The organism is Gracilibacillus sp. JCM 18860, assembly GCF_055395245.1.
The window spans coordinates 4,274,706-4,294,223 of the sequence record NZ_AP043868.1 but is presented as its reverse complement, the minus strand read 5'-3'; the positions used below and the strand labels follow the sequence as shown (position 1 = coordinate 4,294,223).

The following is a 19,518-nucleotide window of genomic DNA, read 5'->3' as shown; positions in this document are numbered from 1 at the left end:
AGACAGGATCAGCTATCCTCACCACAAATTACTTTAGTATACTTTCTGCATTCGTTCTAAAGTGTTCGGCAGCATCCTCTGGTGTAATTTCTCCATAAGAAATTTGTTCCGATAAATTGGTTAGTAACTCAATGATTTCACCTGCTGCTGCTGGATCTGCTGGTCCCATAGGTGTACTGTTTTCTTCCACCCATGAAATATATTCGAATACTTCTGCTTGAGAGGAAGATACTTCTTCAGCTAGAGCTTCTTTAACAGCTGAGGAAACTGGTACTCCACGTTCACCAAGAATTAATTTATTTGCTTCGATGTTGTTAACAAAGAAATCGATAAATTTAGCTGCTTCTGCTTTCGCCTCTGAATTCTCTGCTACAGAGAAGAACATACTAGGCTTTAAGAAAAGACCATCTGAAACATTTGGACCAGGCATTGGTGCAATATTAAAGTCTAATCCCGATGTTTGCTCTAATCCTACAAATTGGTTAGACCATTGGAAGATCCCAACTCCTTCACCTTTTACAACTGGGTCATCCTCTGGACCAGCCAGTTGAGCCATAAAATCTGGTGTTGGTGTAGCGCCTTTTTCCACTTCCTTTTGAATCATGGAGAAGAAGTCAACAAATAATTGATCATCTTCATAGCCTAAACCACTACCATCCTCTGCATATAAGCGCTTACCATTTTGTCTTAAATAGTAATTGAAGAATACATCTGCTTGGAATCCGTTATCGAAATAAACACCTGCATCTGCTGCTTTTTGTGACATTTCCATAAAGTCATCCCAAGTCCAATCTTCAGGAATTTCTTCAATACCAATTTCTTTTAATTTTTCCGGGTTATATTGGAAGCCAACTGCATTTACCCCAAGATTAAAGCCATAAAGACCGTCATTCACTTTTCCTGTATTAATATTATCTTCTGAAATATTATCTACATTAATTTCACTACCTATAAAGTCAGATAAGTTAGCTAACTGTCCATTCTCTGCATATTGAGAAAGATAGGATAAATCCATCGCTATAATGTCTGGTAATTCATTTGCCGCTGCTTGCGGAGCCAGCTTTCTCCAATAGTCATCCCAGCTTGCATATTCTGGCTCAATCGTGACACCTGGATTTTGCTCTTCATATAGTTCGATAACTTCTAATGTATAGTCATTTCTACTTTGTTCACCCCACCATGCGATTCGAAGCTTTACATCACCAGATGCTTCATCAGAGCCTTCATCGGAGGAATCTCCACTTGTATTTTCTTCGGATCCTTCCTCGCCACCACATGCTGCTAGAAATAGAACCATGACTAATCCTAACAGTAATAATAAAGATTTTTTCATTTCTTTCCCCTCCCCTTTTTAAATAACGCTTATCTGAAAGCGATTACAGTTACATCATATCATTTCTTTTTCAAATGGTATGATAGAAAAATCAGAGTTAAATGTATAAAAAGTAGAGGCTTTCCTTCTTAGGAATTCGCTCTACTTTTTCCCGATTAATCATACGATTTTATTATTTCAGATGGTGTGTATCCTTTAATGCGTTTAAATAGTTGACTAAAATATTGTGGATTATTACCAAAGCCCATTCTTTCCGCTAATTCAAACACTTTAACATCTTCCTCTGTTTCAATAATTTCTACTGCCCGATTAATTCTCACATTCGTAACATACGACGAAAACCGTTGACCAACCTCTTTTTTAAATAATTTCCCTAAATAATCTGGATTCATGAACATGCAATGATTTCCGATCCATTGTAAGGATAATTCGGGGTTCTCCAATTCCATTTCAATACACTCCAACATTTGCTTTACGACTTTAGAATAACGTTTAGGATTTTGTTGTTGATCAATCAATGTTTCAAATAGTTGATGGAAAAACTGTTGGAATTGTTGAATATGAGAAAAATCCTCCATCCGAGTAATTGCCTCTATTCTATTCTCTTCCATATTCGAATGATATTTGCTCATCATTAATAAATAAATTTGAATAAAATAACCTTTGGCAGCTTTAGGTTCGATGTTATAATCCTTTAATCCTTCACAAAACGTTTGGATGAATTCGTTTGCTGTAGATATGTCTTTTTTCTTTAACAGAACAATTATTTTATCAATATCAACTATTTTTATTTGCTTTTGATTATATCCTTGATAGTTGATCCAATTCTGACTTGTAATGAAATCACAGGAGGAAGCATAAAAGGATTGTGCAATAGCATGCTCTAGCCGAAATTCAAAGAGAAGTAATTCATCAACTGTAAAACTTCTAGAGATAATGGTCGTAATATGCTGACCTGTTTCCCTTATTAATCGCTGGTGGTATTGTTTGAGTATACCCTCTGTTGTAGAAGTGAAAGGCTCCATGATCACAACACTTTCTCCCACAATTGTCCCAATAAGCTCCTTATCCTCATGATCTAACGAATATTTTTCTAATATCGTTTGTAGTGACAAGTATTCTTTTAGATCTTCTAGAAAGAATACAATAAAACAAATTGGTTGCTTAAATTTTTTCCACATTATCTCCTTTATTTGTAGCTCTAATTCCTCTGATAATTGCGGATAAATAAGATATTTTTTTAAAATATCCTCATATTCATAGTGATGGAGCTTTAGTGCTTCTTCTTGAATGGATTGCATATATTCATTTGCTTCATCCTCTTCCTTCTTTTCCCTCACAACTTCAGTGAGAGCTTCCGAGATTTTCTCTTCATTACATGGTTTTAATAAATAGTGACGGACACCATACCGCATAGCTTGCTGGGCATACTCAAATTCACTGTATCCTGATAGAAAAATCCACTTGATTGCAGGAAATCTTTCCCTTGTTTTTGAAACAAGTCCAATTCCATCTAATCCAGGCATCGTAATATCCGTAATGACAATATCAGGTGGATCCTTCTCGATAAATTCTAATGCTTCAATCCCATTCATCGCTTTTCCAGTTAATTGGACACCATAACTCTCCCAGTCAATGATCATCGAGATTCCATCCAAAATCATTCTTTCATCATCCACTAACAACACTTTGTACATAGGCTGTTTCCCCCTCTTTTGGTACCTTGATCATTACATGAGTACCTTGACCCTTTTCACTTTCAATGGTAAGACCATAATTCTCACCAAATAAAATTTTTAGTCTTTCCTCAATATTTTTCAGTCCGATTCCTGTCCCCTTCGGCTGATAGTCTCCTGTCATGATCCTATTTATATAATTTTCTTCCATCCCTGGCCCATTATCCTTAATCGAGATCAATATATCTTCCCCACGTTCTTCTATTTTTACTGTGATCGTACAAACCCCAATCATTTCTTGTAATCCATAACGAATAGAGTTCTCGACAATTGGTTGTATGATCGATTTTGGAACAAGTATATGACGATATTTTTCCGGAATATCTTGTTGAAAAACTAATCTTTCTTCAAAACGATAGCGTTGAATTGTAATATAGTGCTCAACAATCGTCATTTCTTCTATTAGAGGTATAAGTGTACCCTTCATATTTATAGATGCTCGTAATACATAGCCAAGTGATTCTGCCATTTGTGATATTTTCTTTTCTCCAACCATTTTGGCAGACCAATTAATGGATTCAAGTGTGTTATACAAAAAGTGAGGGTTGACCTGTGCTTGTAATGTTTGATATTCTGATTCCTTTATAAGCAGTTGCTTTTTATAATTTTCACTGATTAAATCATTAATTTGTTTCATCATTAGCTTGAAATTCTCATGCATTTGGCCCGCTTCATCTTTTGAAAAACTTGTCCCAAGTTCAGTATCCTTATAATCTAAATCTCCTGTTTGCACTTTTTTCATTTTTCGATTGAGGCTTTCAATGGGATTAACAATACTACCTGTAAATTTTGAACCTAAAAAGATCATGAGTAAGAATAAAACAAAATAAGTAATGAAGACTGCTGTTCTTGTTTTGGTAATGACAGTAAAAAGATTGCTGTACGGAGTTAATATCATATAAGTCCAATCTAGATGATTAGCTTCTGAATAAGTAAGAAAATATCTCTCTCCATTATATTTTACAAGTTGATACCCTTTTTCACTGAGATCATATTGAGATGGGTAAATATTTTCCACCTGACTCTGATTAGAAAATATTTGCTTTCCCGCTTTATCAAAAATAAGAAAGCTCGTCTCCTCCTGCTCCAAGTTATTCGTAAGTTCATGAACGATTTCTTCAATATCTACCCTAACTCCAACAAATCCAATTGTATCGAACGAAAACTCTAAGTATTCTCTTATCTCTCTTGTTGCAATCAAGGTTGGATCCTGTTCAGATGGTGATACCCAGCTTACCCCGCCCTCTTCTGAAGTTGCATTTTGCTTCATCGTCTTTAATCGGTCACTAGGAAGGTTCATGGAAAAATTCCCACTAACGAATTCTTTGTCCGCCACATCATAGACTTGGATAGATTGAACATATTTGTTCAGTGCACCAATATCGACAAGTCTTTTCCTTAACTCCATGCCAATTGTAAATTGATCATAATTAGAGTCTGAATTACTTAACTCTTTTAAATATGATTGGACGTACGTATCTGTTGCAATTTGATAGGAAAGCCGCTCCATTTTTTTTAATTCTGCCTCCACTGAATTGGATGAGACCTGAAGAGCTTGCGCTGATTGACGGTAAATTTCTTTATTATATTGCTGGAATGCATACTGTAAAATGGATAATCCCCCAATACTGAACGCAACTAACACTAATGATGTCAAAATAACCATTTTATATTTTAATCGTAAGTTAAGATAAGCATCCTTGATTTTACCGATCATTTTAACACCTCACCCCATCTGTTAACGCTTTCAGTCATTGCATTCTCATTATATTTCGAATTAAGGGGTTCGTCAATGTAACCAAAACTATTTTAGGAGAGGGTATAATAAGAGTATAAGAATAAATTTTATCTGAAGGGAGTAGTATGGATGAAACGACATGAGGCTTTAAATCCTTTATCTCACCACCATCATCACGCTCTATTGATGGCAGTTGAAATGAAAAAGGCAGGAACTAAAGATAATAAGAAAAAATACAAAGAATTAATACGAGAGTTAATCGATTTCTGGGAAGGTGATGAAGAGGATCACTTTCGCGATGAGGAAGAAACTTTATATCCATTATATTTAGTTCACGCAGAGAATGCGAATACAGAATTAGTAAAAGAGGTACTTTATCAGCATGCACAAATCAGGGGCCTTGTACACTCTTTAAGAGAAAATCAACAAACCTCTTATGATAAAATGCAGCAATTAGGTAATTTACTAGAAAAGCATGTACGCTTAGAGGAAAGAGAACTGTTTCCATTAATTGAACAAGCTGTCCCAGAAAAATACTTATATCAAGCAAATGGAAAGTTTCACCGAGATTCTTATAGTGGATACTAGAAAAAGATTAGCAAGTGGGATTACCAAGTATCGTCAAGCCTAGTAATCCCACTTTTTGTTACATGCTACTTATCAAATTCTCTAATCTGTCAAGGTTTTGCTCATTTGCTTCTTTTACAAATGGCTTTGCTTCGTTATAGTCTTCTATTGTTTCAAAGACCATGCTCCAGCCAATACGTGTGTAACCCTCATCCGCAATCTTCATGGTGATCTCTAATGTAAAGACATGGTCTGGTTCAAGGTGCCGAATGAGCAGACGTTCATTTGGGGTTATTTTTACAAACTTGCTCTGATTTTCAAAGTCCATGCCATTAGGGCCATGCATAGTATATTTCCAAAGCCCACCTTCTGTAAAATTAAATTCATGAAAAGTATTAGTAAACCCTTTCGGTCCCCACCATTTTTTTAATAAATTTTGATCACGGAAAGCCTTAAATACTTTTTCAGGTCTAGCCAATAACATTCTAGAATGATTGATCTCTAAATGAGAAGTCGAGCCCATTATCCTTCTCCTTTCATTAATTTCACTAGCTTGTCCAACATAATCCCCGTCCCATGCTCACGAATTTCAGGTTTATCATGGCCATCTACATAGGTGCCTTGTTCTGTATAGATTAAATGTGTCCCCGTTTCTGTTGCGTTAAATTCAACCGTAACTGTAGAAACAGAAATACGGTTTTCCCCCTGGTCCATAGTATAGGAATAAATAATTCGTTCATTTGGTACAATTTCTTGATAGGTTGCTTCAAAATGAAAGACTGGTCCTTCTGGGGGTCCACCATGATTCGTTTCTTTTCCACCCACTTGAAAATTAAATTGATCTGCCTTGGCAAACCATTGGGCTTTTAATTCAGGAGTCGACCAAGCTTTAAAAACCTGCTCATTCGGTACTTCCAATGTTCTATCGATAATAAAAGTATCATGTGTTACAAATCGTTCTGTCATTTTTCATCTTCCTCCTTTTTTTGTTGATTAGTCAACATTGCCTGTAGTCGATCAAGTGATTGATCTACTTGTGTTTTTTGCTTCAAGAAATACTCTTCGTGACTTTTTCTCATCATCTGTAAAAGCATGGTGAAATGTTCAATGGTTAACTCCTCATCCTTTTGCATGAGCCTTACTACATGCTGCAACTCCTTCAGTAAAATTTGCTGTGAATGAATGTTTTTCTTCATTCGATCCATTTGAATATACAGTATATCTAATGGATTATAATCGTCACTAGCCAAGATTGCCTTAATCTCTTCTAGGGAAATATCAAGTTCCTTTAGAGCTAAAATTTGTTGTAGACGCTTTATATCTGATTCATTGTATAACCTGTAACCCGAGCTCGTGTATTCAGAAGGAATAAACAATCCAATCTGATCATAATAACGCAATGTTCTTATGGTGAGTCCTGTTAATTTGGCTAACTCCCCCACTTTCCAATACTTTTTAGTGATCATGATCACCCTCTTTTAGTTGGGTTTTTACCGGTAATTCCATTATAAACCATTACGTCACGTTAGACTCAAGAGAATAGGAAAGAAAAAATGGGATTACCAAATAACTGATAATCCCAATACCTGAATCTTATCCTTGGTTATTCAACAAACGTTCTGTATAGTAGCGAAGTGTATCATACGCATATTTGCTTATGAAATGACGTTTGTACTGTTGATCCACTAACTTCTTAAAAATGCTCATCTGACTGGCAACCCTCTCATGCTTCCTTTTTTGTTCAAATTTCTTAGCTATATTTAATTGGGTTGACAAGAGATGTGCTACACGATCATTTATTATGTCATCATTTTCTTGATACTGAGTAACGAGATTAATGATATCCTGTACTACAGGGTCATAGTGAATGGTTAACCATTCCGTTGGGCTCATGGTAACTTTTCCTGCCCCGGCATATTTTGTAACCGTTGAGACAACTTTCTCTAATGGAACAATTTCATAAGTATAAGGGAGTTTCTCTTCATAACGATATTCAAAAGTAAAAGGCTCACTAGGTGGATCTGTTTTACTCATATTCTCACTGCCGACAATATGAGAAGACCATGCCCAATTCCCGATGGTAGATTTATCATGCCATGTAAAGCCTTTTGTGAATAGATTTTCCCCGTTATTATCCCAACTACTTCCGATATAACTTCCATACTTGTTTGTTACTTTGGAGTTGACGATTAAATTCCTGTTATAAGCATGCTGAAATAACTTTGCCCATTGTTCATCCATATTTTTTGTATCTAAGCCTTGTATTTCTGCACCTATAATTGGTTCACTAAACCCATTAAAAACAGTTGTATCTGCAGCAATAGACGCACCATTCCTAGCATTTAATGCACGTGATAATGTATCACGTGCGTAGGTTGCAATAGCATTAACATTATCTAATACCTTTACGTGGCTAGAATTGTCTAGATACGTATTATACAGATGACCGGAACCTTGACGAATCATGGGAACTCTTTGTCCTACATTTTGATAGTGGCTATAGGCGATAGTTAATCGAATTCTCTGATTACCATCTTTAATTTCATTGCCATTACTACTAACATAGTTGACATAATCTTTATCTCCTGATCCATTTAAATGTACCTTACTATGATAAGCTGCATATGCCATGATCTGCTCTTTCGTAGCACCTTCGTTTCGCATTTGATAGTAAGCACTATCAGATTTAAGGTTGTTGGCAATATATTGCTCTTCCATATATGTAATAGACGGATAAATGACACCATTAGGATCTGGATTTTCGGAAGCCGCTAGACCAATTTCATTCCAGGAAAGAGTTACGTTTGTCGATCCGTTCTCAATATCAATTAATCCATCTGAAGCAATAGAAAATGTATTATGGTCAATCCATACATTATTTGCTCCGTTTACTTTTATAAAGGTCCAGCCTACTTCCTTATGTCTTTGAGTATCATCCCACTGCCACATTCCATCGAAGTTTAAATTTCTTATCACAATATCATTACTAGAACGATTTAATTTAAATTCTACATGTTTAATCGTTGGTTCACCGTTTTCAGAAAATATGGTTAACCCATTTACATCACTGATACTAAGCTTGGAAACACCTGATTCTGCAATAACAGGGTTCGTATAGCCATTAGATGGATCTGAATACTTGGTAATAAAGCTATACTTTTTCCTTTCTTCGTCACTAAGATTTAATTCATGCCAACCGAGGTTAAGGTCACTCATTACTTCAATTACTTTCACACTACCAGTACGAGCATCTAATAGTGCTTGTAGAAATTCCCTTTCATTACTAATTTCCCGATGATACGAGGTTCCCTCATAGCTCGTTCGATCCTTAACACCTAATGAGGCAAATCCAGTTACAGATAAAAAACTTTGATCATAGTCTTTCACTTCTCTTGAGGTGTTTGGAATCGTATCTATATTCTCTGCATGGATAACTTTACTGCCATCTAAGTACAAGGTAGAAGTTACGAATACGAACAGCACTAAATAAAGAAATGTCTTCTTCATGTCATGGCTCCTTTCTTTTTTCATTTTACAAGTGATAATTTTTGATAACGCTTACAATACAGGGAGTAATAAAGGGAGTTACACATTAGAGTTAATCATGGTGAGGAATTTTATGATGATAGATAAGAGCTGAGTAACAACGTTGTAAAAGAATTATACATCGAATTTTTTTATTTGTAAAGGTGATCTTTTTCTACTAGTTCAAGTACTAATGGGCACAAACATTATATTTTCCTAAAACAGATAATATATTAGAGAACGCAAAATGAGTTGTATCTTTAGAGATTTGCTCTAACTCACTTATTTCTTCACAAACCACTTCAGCTAAATAGTTAGACTCTCCACTTATTCTCCATAAATTTATGATATTACTGTTCTTTTCACAATAATTGGTTAACCTTTCACATTTCGTTGTTTGAAATAAAACGAATCCATGAATCCCTTTATTAAGTTCTTTATTATTTACCTCTATTGTATAACGCTTGATCACATTATCCTCTAATCTTTCTATTCTTGATTTAACAGCAGGAGATGACATGTTTATTTGTTTACCAATATCAGTGTATGTAAGTCTCGAATTTTTTCGTAATAAATCTAAAATTTGGTGATCGATGTGATCCAACATTCTCTTCCCCCACTTTCTTTAAATTTTAAAGTTTTTCATAGTATATAACTTAAATATCCCATTGTAAACAACACTGCATAAAATTAAAATACTTATGAGGTGATAATATGACATGTTCGATCTTTTCCAATTACAACATTGGAAACTTAAATCTTGATAATAGAATTGTCATGGCTCCCATGACAAGGGGATTTGCTGATAATGAAACAGGTGAAGTCAATTATTTGATTGCGGACTATTATGGAAAGAGAGCAAGATATGGTGCAGGACTAATCATCACAGAAGGTATTGCCATTAATGAATTAGCCAAAGGGACATTTGGGATACCTGGAATTTATACTCACTCTCAAACTCTAAGTTGGCAAAAGGTTACTAGAGAAGTTCATCAATATAAAACCAAAATCTTTGCACAGCTTTGGCATGTAGGCAGATTAAGTCACCAGAAGGTTTTAGGAGGGCATGCTCCCGTTTCACCGTCTTCCTTAGCTGCAAATGGCTTCGTTCATAGATTAAGACACCCATATCAAACACCTAAATCATTAAGTAAGCAGGAAATATACAGCATTATAGATGATTATAAAATAGCAGCAAGAAATGCAATGGAAGCTGGTTTTGATGGCATTGAAATACATGCAGCTCATGGATATCTCATTGATCAATTTATAAATGAAAAAACAAATCTTCGCAAAGATGAGTTTGGAGGATCTTTAAAAAACAGACTAAGATTTTTAGATTTAATAATTAAACAAGTAAAGAAAGTTGTACCAAAAAATAGAATCAGTATAAGAATATCTGAAAAAAAAGATGACGATAAGGATTATACATGGGAATATCCAGAAGAAATAGTACTTGCTATCATTGAGATTCTCTCTAAACATAAGATAAAAATAGTGCACCCCTCAGTAGAAAACTATGGTGATGTGCTTAAAAATGATAAAAAATCCCTTCATGAATTATTTAGACAGTACTGGGATCATACTATTATAGCTGTAGGCAATATCGATCCTTATAAGGGAAGTTCTATCGTTGATACCAAACAGACAGACTTAGTAGCATTTGGTCAATTATTTCTAACCAATCCTGATTTAGTTATTCGACTTAGAGCGAAACAAGAGATTTTTCCGTATAAAACAAAAAATAAATTAACATGTTTATTTTAACAGTGAGAAATTCCTCAAGTTCCAAAAAGGTCCTCATCCGTCTGAGGATCTTTTCAGAGCTGGAACTGGACCCAAATTTCCCTCGTCCTTGCTACGAGGCATTCTTAACAAAATCCATAAATATATTGCCATAAGATATGTATTCCTCTTAGCAAATAGGGAAATACATATTATAATTCATTAAACTAATAACTCTTCTTTAGAAACAATACTCCATCCATTTGCTACAAGTTTTTCTAGATAATCACTAAAACTAATTTCCTCTAGTTCTATTGCAAGTGGGTGTAACGATACATAACATTCATTTGTATCATAGTTTATAGTCACTTTGACAACCTCATATCCATTATGAAATCTTGAGTCAAACCCCGGATCATCCATAATATCTCCCTTAACAGGACGTATGGGTGATTCAAATGTTTTCATTACTAATTTCGTACTATTGTATCCTTCCTTTTGTTCCTTAGAAGATGTTAGAAAAATGAACATTTTGATTTTCATAACATTATCTCCTTGAATCCGTAAGTTTCAAGTTACATTATAGCAGTGAACTACCCTCCACTTCAATCAACACGTAAGGTTGATAAGTGGAGGGCAAAAAAGAAATTTCAAAAAATAATTTCTTTAACTAAAATTATATTACCTATTGACTTATATGATTTAGAAGAGTATCTTATATTTTGAAAAACAAATACAACCTTTTTGCTTAATCATATGAGCGGGGGAACCATTTTTGATAGATATTTTCTATCTTGGGGTGAATCTTAATATAGAATTTCTATATTAAGAGGGGCTACTCTCTATCCCTAATCCGACAGCTAACCTCGTAAGCACTTTAAGAGAGAAGGGTTAATGATACATTGACCATTCTTTTTTTGGAATGGTCTTTTTGTGTTTACTTTCAGAAAGAAGGATGAAAATGAAAAAACATTATGCCGTATTTGGATTAGGTCAGTTTGGTGGAAGCTTAGTAAAGGAACTTTCAGATATGGATCTAGAAGTATTAGCTGTGGATAACGATCCTTTAAAAGTAAAGGAATACAGTAAAATCGCAACTCATGCCGTTCAAGCTAATGCAGTTGATGAAAACATCTTAAAAGAATTAGGGGTAAGAAATGTCGATCATGCCTTTGTTTCTTTTGGTGAAAATATTGAGGCAAGCATCTTGACCTCTCTTCTTCTTAAAGAAATTGGCGTACCAATAGTATGGGCAAAAGCACAAAATAGTTATCACCACAAGGTTCTAAGTCGAATAGGTGTTGAGCGTGTAATACATCCAGAAAGAGAAATGGCAAAGAAAATTGCGCACCATGTAACCAACGATAATATTGTAGATTTTATAGAGCTCTCAAAAGATCACAGTATTGTTGAAATATTAGCATCAAATAAGTTTGATAATAAATCCATTCTACAGCTAGATATTCGCAATAAATATGGTTGTAACATTATTGGGATTCAACGGAATGAAGAAACGATTATTTCACCAGCTGCCGATCAATTGATTCAAAAAAATGATATTTTAATTATTGTTGGTCAAAATAAAGACATTGAGAGATTTGAGAAAAAGGGTGGACAATAATGAAATTGAAATACATGAATTTGAATCCATCTCAGTTATTAATATCCGTATTTGTAACCTGTATTATGATCGGCACACTATTATTGAAGCTTCCTATTGCAACAACTGAAACCATTACCTGGATAGATTCGTTATTTACTGCAACTTCAGCTATGACGGTTACTGGTCTAATAGTTGTGGACACACCCTCTGCATTTACTTTATTTGGGGAAATAATTATCGTAATTTTAATCCAGCTTGGGGGACTAGGGATTATGACATTTGCGGTAATGATTTATATTATGCTTGGTAGAAGAATAGGCATAAAAGGAAGATTAGTGATTCAACAGGCATTGAATCAAACCTCTATAGGGGGAGTTGTGAAGCTAGTACGAAATCTATTTATTTTTTCCTTGACCATCGAGACAATAGCGATGATTTTTTTAGCTATTAGATGGGTGCCAGTTTTAGGGTGGGGAAAAGGGATCTATTTCAGCTTGTTTCATGCCATATCTGCATTTAATAATGCTGGGTTTGCTCTATGGTCTGATAGTTTAATGGGGTATGTAGGTGATCCGCTGATTAATATTATTATATCGCTTCTTTTTATAATCGGAGGAATTGGTTTTACCGTTCTCTCTGATTTATGGTATAAAAAGAAATTCAGGAAATTGTCTCTCCATTCAAGATTGATGCTAGTTGGTACTTTTGTCTTGAACATGGTAGCGATGTTTATTATTTTTATTTTGGAATATAATAATCCCAGTACTTTAGGAGGATTAGCCTCTTTTACGGATAAAGTATGGGCTTCTTACTTTCAGGCTACTTCCCCTAGAACGGCAGGGTTTAATACGTTAGACATCGGTAGTTTAGAAGAACCAACCGTTTTCTTCATGTTATTATTAATGTTTATTGGTGCGGGAAGTGCTTCAACTGGAGGTGGAATTAAGTTAACCACCTTCATTATTATCATTTTATCTGTTTTAACCTTTTTACGAGGAAAAAAAGAAATAACCATTTCAGAAAAGACGATTAATCAAACTTATATATTACGTTCCCTCGCCATTGCCACAATGGGGCTTTTCTTTGTTTTTATTGCTGTATTCATATTAACTATAGTGGAGGATGAGCCTGTCATCATGGTTTTGTTTGAAGTGATTTCAGCATTCGGTACCGTTGGGTTATCGATGGGGTTAACTGGGTCACTAACCGTTCTTGGTAAAATAGTGATCACTTGTATCATGTTTATCGGTAAATTAGGCCCACTTACACTAGCTTTTTCACTTGCTAGATCGAAAGAGGAAAGAATTAAATATCCTTATGAGGAAGTATTGACAGGATAAAAATTCTTACCTAATAAGGCACAATTCGGTGCCCCTGTAAAAGTAAAGAAATTTTTAAAGAACACATGCTGTATATTTAATTGTTAAATACGAAATCAAATTAGCCTCCATAGTCCCATAAAATTTACTTCCATAATATATGGGGCTCAGGTTCTTCTTAAATATATTTGTATCAAAAAAACCACCAACTATGTATTGGTGGAGACGGTGGGAGTCGAACCCACGTCCAAGGATATCGCCACTCAGGCTTCTACACGTGTAGTTGGTAAATTTAAATTCGCTAACTATTTTGCCTACCAACAGGCGTCCTAGTAGCTAGTCTGATTGGTCTCTTCTATCTATCCTCAGACGGTGGATGATAGCGTAGCCCACTGATAAGTGAGACCCTTCAATCTACCACATGGGCGATGATAGGAAGGATCCTTTAGACAGTGCTTACGCAGCTGCTAAAGAGTAATTGTTTTCTTTGCCAGTTATTATTGGCGTTAACGTTTAACGAGACGTAACCTCGACGCGCAACCTGAGCTCGATCTACCCCTGTCGAATCCGTAACGTCCCCTTATAAAAAGAAGATACGGATTAGAGTGATCAAACTCTAATATGAAATTGTTAAGTAAGTTCATTATAACACATGAGTAAGAAAATTCAAGCTACTAACTGTTGGTAATTCGTGTTAAACACGATCTTTTATAGCTCTGTCCATGTCTCGTTTCGCTTGTTTTTGTTTTAAATCTTCACGCTTATCGTATTTCTTTTTTCCTTTACCGAGTCCAACCAAAACTTTGGCAAAGCCATTTTTAATATAAACCTTTAGTGGTACAAGAGAATAACCAGCTTGTTTTGTTTCCCCGATCAGTTTATCAATTTGCTTTCGATGTAATAAAAGCTTACGGGCTCTTGTGGGTTCATGATTATAGCGATTACCTTGCTCGTATGGAGAAATATGCATGTTATTTAAATAAACTTCCCCATTTCTTATGGTAGCAAAACTATCCTTTAAATTTACCTGTCCAGCACGAATGGCTTTTATCTCTGTCCCTTGTAAGACGATACCTGCTTCATACGTATCCTCAATAAAGAAATCATGTCCCGCTTTTCGGTTTTGTGCAATAACTCTTCCTTCATTCTTTGCCATATCTTGTTCCTCCTAATGCTACGTCCCTTTATTGTAACAAAAAAGCGGAAAACATGCTACGTAAAGAAGATAGGAAAGCTCACAGGAAGCCTTCCTATCTCTTTTTCTTTTTGCGACCATTTTTCTTCTTTTTGCCTTTTCCTGTTTTTTGTGCTTTCTTCGCAGTCTTTTTCAAGTCGCCTTTATCTTTTCGAGCATGAATAACCTTTTGTTCTGATTTAGGTCGATTTTTTCTTGGGGCCATTCCAACAATCTCAAAATCAACAGATCTTTCTTCCAAATTCACTTGCGCTACTTTGACTGTTAAGGTATCTCCAACCTGAAAGACATTTCCTGTTCTTTCACCAATCATTGCATAGGCTCGTTCATCAAAATGATAATAATCATCTGTTAGATAACTGACATGGACAAGTCCCTCTACTGTATTCGCTAATTCAACAAAAAGTCCAAAATTAGTAACAGAGCTGATGACTCCTTCAAACTCTTCTCCAATTTTATCCTGCATAAATTCTGCTTTTTTCAGATCGTCAACCTCTCGTTCTGCATCTACTGCAGCCCTTTCTTTCATCGAAGCTTGTCTGGCGATCTCTGGCATCTTTTCCTTCCAATGAGCTCTTGTCTTTCCACCTAACTGATTTTGAATCAAATAAGTTCGAATCAAACGATGGACAATTAAGTCAGGATATCTTCGAATCGGAGAGGTAAAATGTGTGTAAAATTCTGTTGCTAAACCAAAGTGACCGATGCTTTGCGGATCATATTTCGCTTGCTTCATGGATCGAAGCATCAATTTTGAAATAATGATATCCTCTTCTGTTCCTTTTACTTCATCTAATACCTTCTGTAATGCTTGTGGATGAATTTCATTCGAGGTCCCTTTGACAACATAACCAAATCTCGCGATAAATTCGAAGAAGGTTTGCAATTTGCCTGGGTCTGGATCCTCATGAATACGATGAATAAACGGTACATCCATCCAGTGAAAATGCTCTGCAATCGTCTCATTGGCACAAAGCATAAATTCCTCGATTAATCGCTCTCCAACTGATCTTTCACGTATTACAACATCCTCTGCATTGCCTTTTTTATCAACTAATACTTTTGCTTCTTTAAAGTCAAAATCGATCGCACCTCTGCCAAAACGTTTGGAGCGTAATATTTCCGCTAGATTTTCCATATCCTTAAACATAGGAACAAGCGATTGATAGTGTTCGATCACCTCTTCATCGTTATCCACGAGAATTTGATTCACCGCTTTATAAGTCATTCGCTCCGTCGTTTTGATCACCGCTTGAAAAATATCATGATTGACAACTTCCCCTTTTGTGTTAATTTCCATATCACAGCCTAATACTAATCTGTCTACCTGTGGATTCAAGGAGCAAATACCATTCGATAAACGATGAGGAATCATTGGTATAACACGGTCAACTAAGTAAACACTTGTGCCTCGTTCAAATGCTTCCTTATCAATAGGAGAATCTTCCTTAACATAATGGGTAACATCAGCAATATAAACACCTAGCTTATAATTGCCATTTTCAAGCCTAGTAACCGTAACAGCATCATCTAAATCCTTTGCATCTGCTCCATCAATTGTCACAATTGTTTCATTTCTTAGATCTTTTCTATCCTGTAAATCTCTCTCCGAAATCGTCTCTGGAATACTTTCAGCTTGATCCAGTACCTCTTGAGGAAAGTCGATTGCGATCCCATTTTTATAGATAATCGACAAAATATCCATCCCGGGATCATTTTTATGCCCTAATATTTGTATAACCTCACCCTCAGCACTCATTCGTCCTTCAGGGTATTTCGTTATTTCAACAATTACTTTATGACCACTAATGGCACCTTTTGCTTGTCCTTTCGGTACGAAAATATCATTGGGAATTCGCTTATCATCCGCAATCACAAAGCCGAATGCTCCGTTATCCTCATATGTTCCGATAATTTGCTTCGTTTGCCTTTCAATAATACGAACAACAACGCCTTCAGGTCGCTTTCCTGCCTCATCGCTTCGTTCTACACGAACAAAAACAGTATCGCCATTCATGGCAGATTGTAAATCAGTTTGGTTGATATAGACATCATCCATTGATTCTTCTTCTGGGATCAAAAAGGCAAAGCCCTTTGCATGCATTTGAATCGTTCCACGAATTAAGTTCATTTTTTCCGGTAAACCATAACGATTTTTTCTAGTGCGTATGAGTTGTCCACTATTTTCTAATTCATTTAATGTCTTGACAAGATTAGTGAATTCATCTGCTTCACTTAATCCTAATAGTTCTTCTATTTCCTGAACAGATAAAGGCTTCGTTGCATTATTTTGAAAATAATCTAATAGCTCTTGAGATAAATTCTGTCCCTCCATCTAATCACCTCTTTCTTTTTATTATGGCGATTTACCACTTAAGTGATGCGAAAAATTGTGCAATATCTTCATGTAGCTGATCTTTTGCATCACTGAAAGTAATTGCATGCCCTGCATTTGCATACCATTTGATCTCTTTTTGATCTGCTTCAACATTCTCATAAATATAATTAGCACTATCTGGGTTTATCATTTCATCCTTTTCAGCTTGTATTACAAGGGTTGGAGTATACAACATATCTACATTTTCTTTTACCCTTTCAATTGACTCTGCAATTTGCTTAAATAATTCCTTAGAACGTTCTAACAGCTCTCCCATTTCCTCTTGGATCGTTGCTTCATCTTTTCCTTCTAATTGTTTGTAGTCCTTAGCGAATTGTTTAAAACCAATCGTTAATTGCTCTTCATTATCAAAAAACATTGGCGAGCACATGGTTACTACGGCTTCTAGTGGATGAGTACAAGCAAGTCTTAGTGCTAATACACCACCTAGTGATAGACCTGCAACGGCGATTTTTTCGTAGCCTTCACCTTTTAGATAAAGATAAGCATTTTTGACATCCTCCCACCACTGTTCAGCTGTAGCTTCAATTAAGTCTTCTGGGGATTTGCCATGACCACGATATATAGGAGCATAACATGTATAGCCTTTACTATTTAAGAAGCGACCAAGCATTCTTACATCTGCAGAATGTCCAGTAAACCCATGTAATAGTAATACCGCACGCTCGTCTCCTCTAAACATAAATGGTTCTGGTTGTTTTATTTTCATTCTTTTTCACCTCAGGTTTATTATGTTCATTTACTATTATAAGTATAATGATGAAAGTCCACGTTCTTATAGTGTTAGAAAAACTCGTATTCGCTCGTCCTTTGGCGAATACCTGCTTTGCTTATACTTGACACCTTAAAATTTCATCTACGTCAACTATCCTAACGTGCAAAAAAACATCCTTTGCTTTGCCGCAAAGGATGCTCTTCTTTTTGCTTACTATCTTCTCCAATAAAATTGGTTTATAACAGATAGGCAAGGGAAAATGTTAGGATAAAAAACAATGTTCCTGTAATGACTGTTCCACGATGAAGAACTAGATCCATCCCTCTCGCCTTTTGTTTTCCAAATAATTGTTCAGCACCACCTGAAATTGCTCCAGACAGTCCTTCACTCTTACCAGATTGTAATAAAACAAAAACAATTAATACGATTGCATCAATGATGAGCAATGTCATAACAGTTGCTATCATCTTGAAAGCACCCCCTAGACGTACAATTACATAAATACAATGTAGCATAAGTAATAATCATACACAAGTTATTTTACTGAAAATTCATCCAAATTACATGATATGATGGAATTAAGCAGTGTATCGATTGGAGATGATTTACATGAAAAGTAAAAAGTATTGGCTAACAATGAGCGATAATCATTCCGTTTATCTTAGAAAATGGGAGGATGTGGAGACACCGACAGCTATTGTTCAAATTGCTCATGGGATGGCTGAACATATTGAACGATACCACGGGCTCGCACAATTTTTAAATAACCATCAGATCATCGTATATGGCAATGATCACCGCGGACATGGGGAAACAGGTAACCGAGCAAATACACAAGGCTTTCTGGGGAAAAGGAACGGTTTTGATCGAACAGCTCAGGACCTTAAGGAAATAACCTCCTTTATTCGAAACGAACAGCCGGACTTGCCCATTTTTTTACTTGGACACAGTATGGGCTCCTTCCTTTCCCGACGATATTTATCCTTTGCCGATAGGGAGCTTTCGGGTGCCATTTTCATTGGAACATCCTATCAGCCTCCTCTACTATTACATATGGGGAAGTTTCTTGCACGTCTGAATATTGCAATACAAGGAAAAAAAACTCCTGCAACATTCTTAAATAAACTCACATTCGCTAATTATAATAAAAAAACGGAAGCAAATACGGCATTTGATTGGCTGTCGAGTGACAAAGAGATAGTTAAAAATTATATAGAAGATCCATATTGTGGATTTCTTCCATCTAATCAATTTTTTTATGATTTATATGAAGGAATCGGGAAAATCCAAGACAATCGTTATGCTGAAGCAATCGACAAAGAACTTCCACTCTTATTTTTAACCGGTGATCAAGACCCAGTAAGTCAATATAGTCAAGGAATGTTAAAAGCAGTCCATTTTTATCGGAAGGTAGGATTAGAGAATATCACCTATCATATTTTTAAAGATAAACGACATGAATTATTAAACGAAAAAAATAAACAGGAAATTTATCAATACATCTTTACTTGGATTAAGGAGCACATTACTTGTATGGAAACAACTAAGTCATTATAATTAATATAATTGTGCTACTTTAAAGAATTTTTACAAAAAGTTTAAACTTTTATCATAGTATTCTTGAAATATTACCTAGAAAAAGAGTAAAATTAAAAGGTAGCAAT

18 protein-coding genes, 1 other RNA gene and 1 riboswitch are annotated in these 19,518 nt (G+C 35.5%); of the genes, 5 read left to right on the top strand and 14 right to left on the bottom strand.

Annotated features, from left to right (window positions below):
* Positions 1-28 precede the first annotated feature (28 nt).
* From ACZ5R4_RS20790 to ACZ5R4_RS20780, 3 genes are all read right to left on the bottom strand, one after another.
* Entirely contained in the window at positions 29-1,333 is a 1,305-nt protein-coding gene (locus ACZ5R4_RS20790) for an ABC transporter substrate-binding protein (RefSeq protein ID WP_109983500.1), read from the bottom strand.
* A gap of 155 nt (positions 1,334-1,488) precedes the next feature.
* Positions 1,489-3,030, bottom strand: a complete 1,542-nt coding sequence (locus ACZ5R4_RS20785) for a response regulator transcription factor (protein ID WP_109983501.1) — start codon at positions 3,028-3,030, stop codon at positions 1,489-1,491.
* Complete coding sequence (locus ACZ5R4_RS20780; RefSeq protein WP_109983502.1) at positions 3,005-4,786, bottom strand: cache domain-containing sensor histidine kinase; 1,782 nt, start codon at positions 4,784-4,786, stop codon at positions 3,005-3,007. Before ACZ5R4_RS20780 ends, ACZ5R4_RS20785 begins: the two co-directional genes overlap by 26 nt.
* Positions 4,787-4,936: 150 nt before the next feature.
* Between ACZ5R4_RS20780 and ACZ5R4_RS20775 the strand changes: the two genes are divergently transcribed.
* Positions 4,937-5,395 carry a hemerythrin domain-containing protein gene (locus ACZ5R4_RS20775; RefSeq protein WP_054787545.1) on the top strand — a complete coding sequence of 153 codons (459 nt, stop codon included), beginning with the start codon at positions 4,937-4,939 and terminating at the stop codon, positions 5,393-5,395.
* 58 nt (positions 5,396-5,453) lie between these two features.
* On the opposite strand, the gene ACZ5R4_RS20770 is transcribed toward ACZ5R4_RS20775, so the two are convergent.
* From ACZ5R4_RS20770 to ACZ5R4_RS20750, 5 genes are all read right to left on the bottom strand, one after another.
* A complete protein-coding gene (locus ACZ5R4_RS20770; protein WP_109983503.1) occupies positions 5,454-5,897 on the bottom strand; it encodes an SRPBCC domain-containing protein in 444 nt (147 codons plus the stop codon).
* Positions 5,897-6,340: an SRPBCC family protein gene (locus ACZ5R4_RS20765; RefSeq protein ID WP_054787547.1), complete on the bottom strand. Its 444-nt coding sequence runs from the start codon at positions 6,338-6,340 to the stop codon at positions 5,897-5,899. Before ACZ5R4_RS20765 ends, ACZ5R4_RS20770 begins: the two co-directional genes overlap by 1 nt.
* A complete protein-coding gene (locus ACZ5R4_RS20760; RefSeq protein ID WP_109983504.1) occupies positions 6,337-6,840 on the bottom strand; it encodes a MerR family transcriptional regulator in 504 nt (167 codons plus the stop codon). Before ACZ5R4_RS20760 ends, ACZ5R4_RS20765 begins: the two co-directional genes overlap by 4 nt.
* Positions 6,841-6,967: 127 nt before the next feature.
* Positions 6,968-8,881, bottom strand: a complete 1,914-nt coding sequence (locus tag ACZ5R4_RS20755; RefSeq protein ID WP_464367930.1) for an FIMAH domain-containing protein — start codon at positions 8,879-8,881, stop codon at positions 6,968-6,970.
* A gap of 208 nt (positions 8,882-9,089) precedes the next feature.
* Positions 9,090-9,506: an AsnC family transcriptional regulator gene (locus tag ACZ5R4_RS20750; RefSeq protein WP_054859933.1), complete on the bottom strand. Its 417-nt coding sequence runs from the start codon at positions 9,504-9,506 to the stop codon at positions 9,090-9,092.
* Between the two features lie 107 nt (positions 9,507-9,613).
* On the opposite strand from ACZ5R4_RS20750, the gene ACZ5R4_RS20745 reads away from it, so the two are divergent.
* Positions 9,614-10,666, top strand: coding sequence for an oxidoreductase (locus tag ACZ5R4_RS20745; RefSeq protein WP_464367929.1), 1,053 nt, complete (start codon positions 9,614-9,616; stop codon positions 10,664-10,666).
* 180 nt (positions 10,667-10,846) lie between these two features.
* Here ACZ5R4_RS20745 and ACZ5R4_RS20740 read toward each other — a convergent pair whose 3' ends face one another.
* Positions 10,847-11,167 carry a hypothetical protein gene (locus ACZ5R4_RS20740; protein ID WP_054787550.1) on the bottom strand — a complete coding sequence of 107 codons (321 nt, stop codon included), beginning with the start codon at positions 11,165-11,167 and terminating at the stop codon, positions 10,847-10,849.
* A 192-nt stretch (positions 11,168-11,359) separates the two neighbouring features.
* A riboswitch (cyclic di-AMP (ydaO/yuaA leader) is annotated at positions 11,360-11,515 on the top strand.
* A gap of 70 nt (positions 11,516-11,585) precedes the next feature.
* On the opposite strand from ACZ5R4_RS20740, the gene ACZ5R4_RS20735 reads away from it, so the two are divergent.
* Complete coding sequence (locus ACZ5R4_RS20735) at positions 11,586-12,245, top strand: potassium channel family protein (protein ID WP_464367928.1); 660 nt, start codon at positions 11,586-11,588, stop codon at positions 12,243-12,245.
* The gene (locus ACZ5R4_RS20730; RefSeq protein ID WP_464367927.1) at positions 12,245-13,567 is read left to right on the top strand and encodes a TrkH family potassium uptake protein; all 1,323 of its coding nucleotides are present in this window, start codon (positions 12,245-12,247) and stop codon (positions 13,565-13,567) included. Before ACZ5R4_RS20735 ends, ACZ5R4_RS20730 begins: the two co-directional genes overlap by 1 nt.
* Before the next feature lie 196 nt (positions 13,568-13,763).
* Here the strand turns inward: ACZ5R4_RS20730 and ssrA are convergent.
* The 5 genes from ssrA to secG form a co-directional block, all read right to left on the bottom strand.
* Positions 13,764-14,126, bottom strand: a transfer-messenger RNA (tmRNA) gene (gene ssrA, locus ACZ5R4_RS20725).
* A gap of 114 nt (positions 14,127-14,240) precedes the next feature.
* A complete protein-coding gene (gene smpB, locus ACZ5R4_RS20720) occupies positions 14,241-14,702 on the bottom strand; it encodes an SsrA-binding protein SmpB (RefSeq protein ID WP_109983512.1) in 462 nt (153 codons plus the stop codon).
* 94 nt (positions 14,703-14,796) lie between these two features.
* A complete protein-coding gene (rnr, locus tag ACZ5R4_RS20715) occupies positions 14,797-17,076 on the bottom strand; it encodes a ribonuclease R (protein WP_109983513.1) in 2,280 nt (759 codons plus the stop codon).
* A 31-nt stretch (positions 17,077-17,107) separates the two neighbouring features.
* Positions 17,108-17,848, bottom strand: a complete 741-nt coding sequence (locus tag ACZ5R4_RS20710; RefSeq protein ID WP_109983514.1) for an alpha/beta hydrolase — start codon at positions 17,846-17,848, stop codon at positions 17,108-17,110.
* A 242-nt stretch (positions 17,849-18,090) separates the two neighbouring features.
* Complete coding sequence (secG, locus tag ACZ5R4_RS20705; protein WP_054859929.1) at positions 18,091-18,321, bottom strand: preprotein translocase subunit SecG; 231 nt, start codon at positions 18,319-18,321, stop codon at positions 18,091-18,093.
* Positions 18,322-18,463: 142 nt separating this feature from the next.
* On the opposite strand from secG, the gene ACZ5R4_RS20700 reads away from it, so the two are divergent.
* Positions 18,464-19,411, top strand: coding sequence for an alpha/beta hydrolase (locus ACZ5R4_RS20700; RefSeq protein ID WP_109983515.1), 948 nt, complete (start codon positions 18,464-18,466; stop codon positions 19,409-19,411).
* The last annotated feature ends 107 nt before the right edge of the window (positions 19,412-19,518 follow it).

Excerpts from the sequence above, each read along its gene's own strand:
- ACZ5R4_RS20790 (WP_109983500.1), bottom strand. The coding sequence starts at position 1,333 with ATGAAAAAATCTTTATTATTACTGTTAGGATTAGTCATGGTTCTATTT.
- ACZ5R4_RS20785 (WP_109983501.1), bottom strand. The coding sequence starts at position 3,030 with ATGTACAAAGTGTTGTTAGTGGATGATGAAAGAATGATTTTGGATGGA.
- ACZ5R4_RS20780 (WP_109983502.1), bottom strand. The coding sequence starts at position 4,786 with ATGATCGGTAAAATCAAGGATGCTTATCTTAACTTACGATTAAAATAT.
- ACZ5R4_RS20775 (WP_054787545.1), top strand. The coding sequence starts at position 4,937 with ATGAAACGACATGAGGCTTTAAATCCTTTATCTCACCACCATCATCAC.
- ACZ5R4_RS20770 (WP_109983503.1), bottom strand. The coding sequence starts at position 5,897 with ATGGGCTCGACTTCTCATTTAGAGATCAATCATTCTAGAATGTTATTG.
- ACZ5R4_RS20765 (WP_054787547.1), bottom strand. The coding sequence starts at position 6,340 with ATGACAGAACGATTTGTAACACATGATACTTTTATTATCGATAGAACA.
- ACZ5R4_RS20760 (WP_109983504.1), bottom strand. The coding sequence starts at position 6,840 with ATGATCACTAAAAAGTATTGGAAAGTGGGGGAGTTAGCCAAATTAACA.
- ACZ5R4_RS20755 (WP_464367930.1), bottom strand. The coding sequence starts at position 8,881 with ATGAAGAAGACATTTCTTTATTTAGTGCTGTTCGTATTCGTAACTTCT.
- ACZ5R4_RS20750 (WP_054859933.1), bottom strand. The coding sequence starts at position 9,506 with ATGTTGGATCACATCGATCACCAAATTTTAGATTTATTACGAAAAAAT.
- ACZ5R4_RS20745 (WP_464367929.1), top strand. The coding sequence starts at position 9,614 with ATGACATGTTCGATCTTTTCCAATTACAACATTGGAAACTTAAATCTT.
- ACZ5R4_RS20740 (WP_054787550.1), bottom strand. The coding sequence starts at position 11,167 with ATGAAAATCAAAATGTTCATTTTTCTAACATCTTCTAAGGAACAAAAG.
- ACZ5R4_RS20735 (WP_464367928.1), top strand. The coding sequence starts at position 11,586 with ATGAAAAAACATTATGCCGTATTTGGATTAGGTCAGTTTGGTGGAAGC.
- ACZ5R4_RS20730 (WP_464367927.1), top strand. The coding sequence starts at position 12,245 with ATGAAATTGAAATACATGAATTTGAATCCATCTCAGTTATTAATATCC.
- smpB (WP_109983512.1), bottom strand. The coding sequence starts at position 14,702 with ATGGCAAAGAATGAAGGAAGAGTTATTGCACAAAACCGAAAAGCGGGA.
- rnr (WP_109983513.1), bottom strand. The coding sequence starts at position 17,076 with ATGGAGGGACAGAATTTATCTCAAGAGCTATTAGATTATTTTCAAAAT.
- ACZ5R4_RS20710 (WP_109983514.1), bottom strand. The coding sequence starts at position 17,848 with ATGAAAATAAAACAACCAGAACCATTTATGTTTAGAGGAGACGAGCGT.
- secG (WP_054859929.1), bottom strand. The coding sequence starts at position 18,321 with ATGATAGCAACTGTTATGACATTGCTCATCATTGATGCAATCGTATTA.
- ACZ5R4_RS20700 (WP_109983515.1), top strand. The coding sequence starts at position 18,464 with ATGAAAAGTAAAAAGTATTGGCTAACAATGAGCGATAATCATTCCGTT.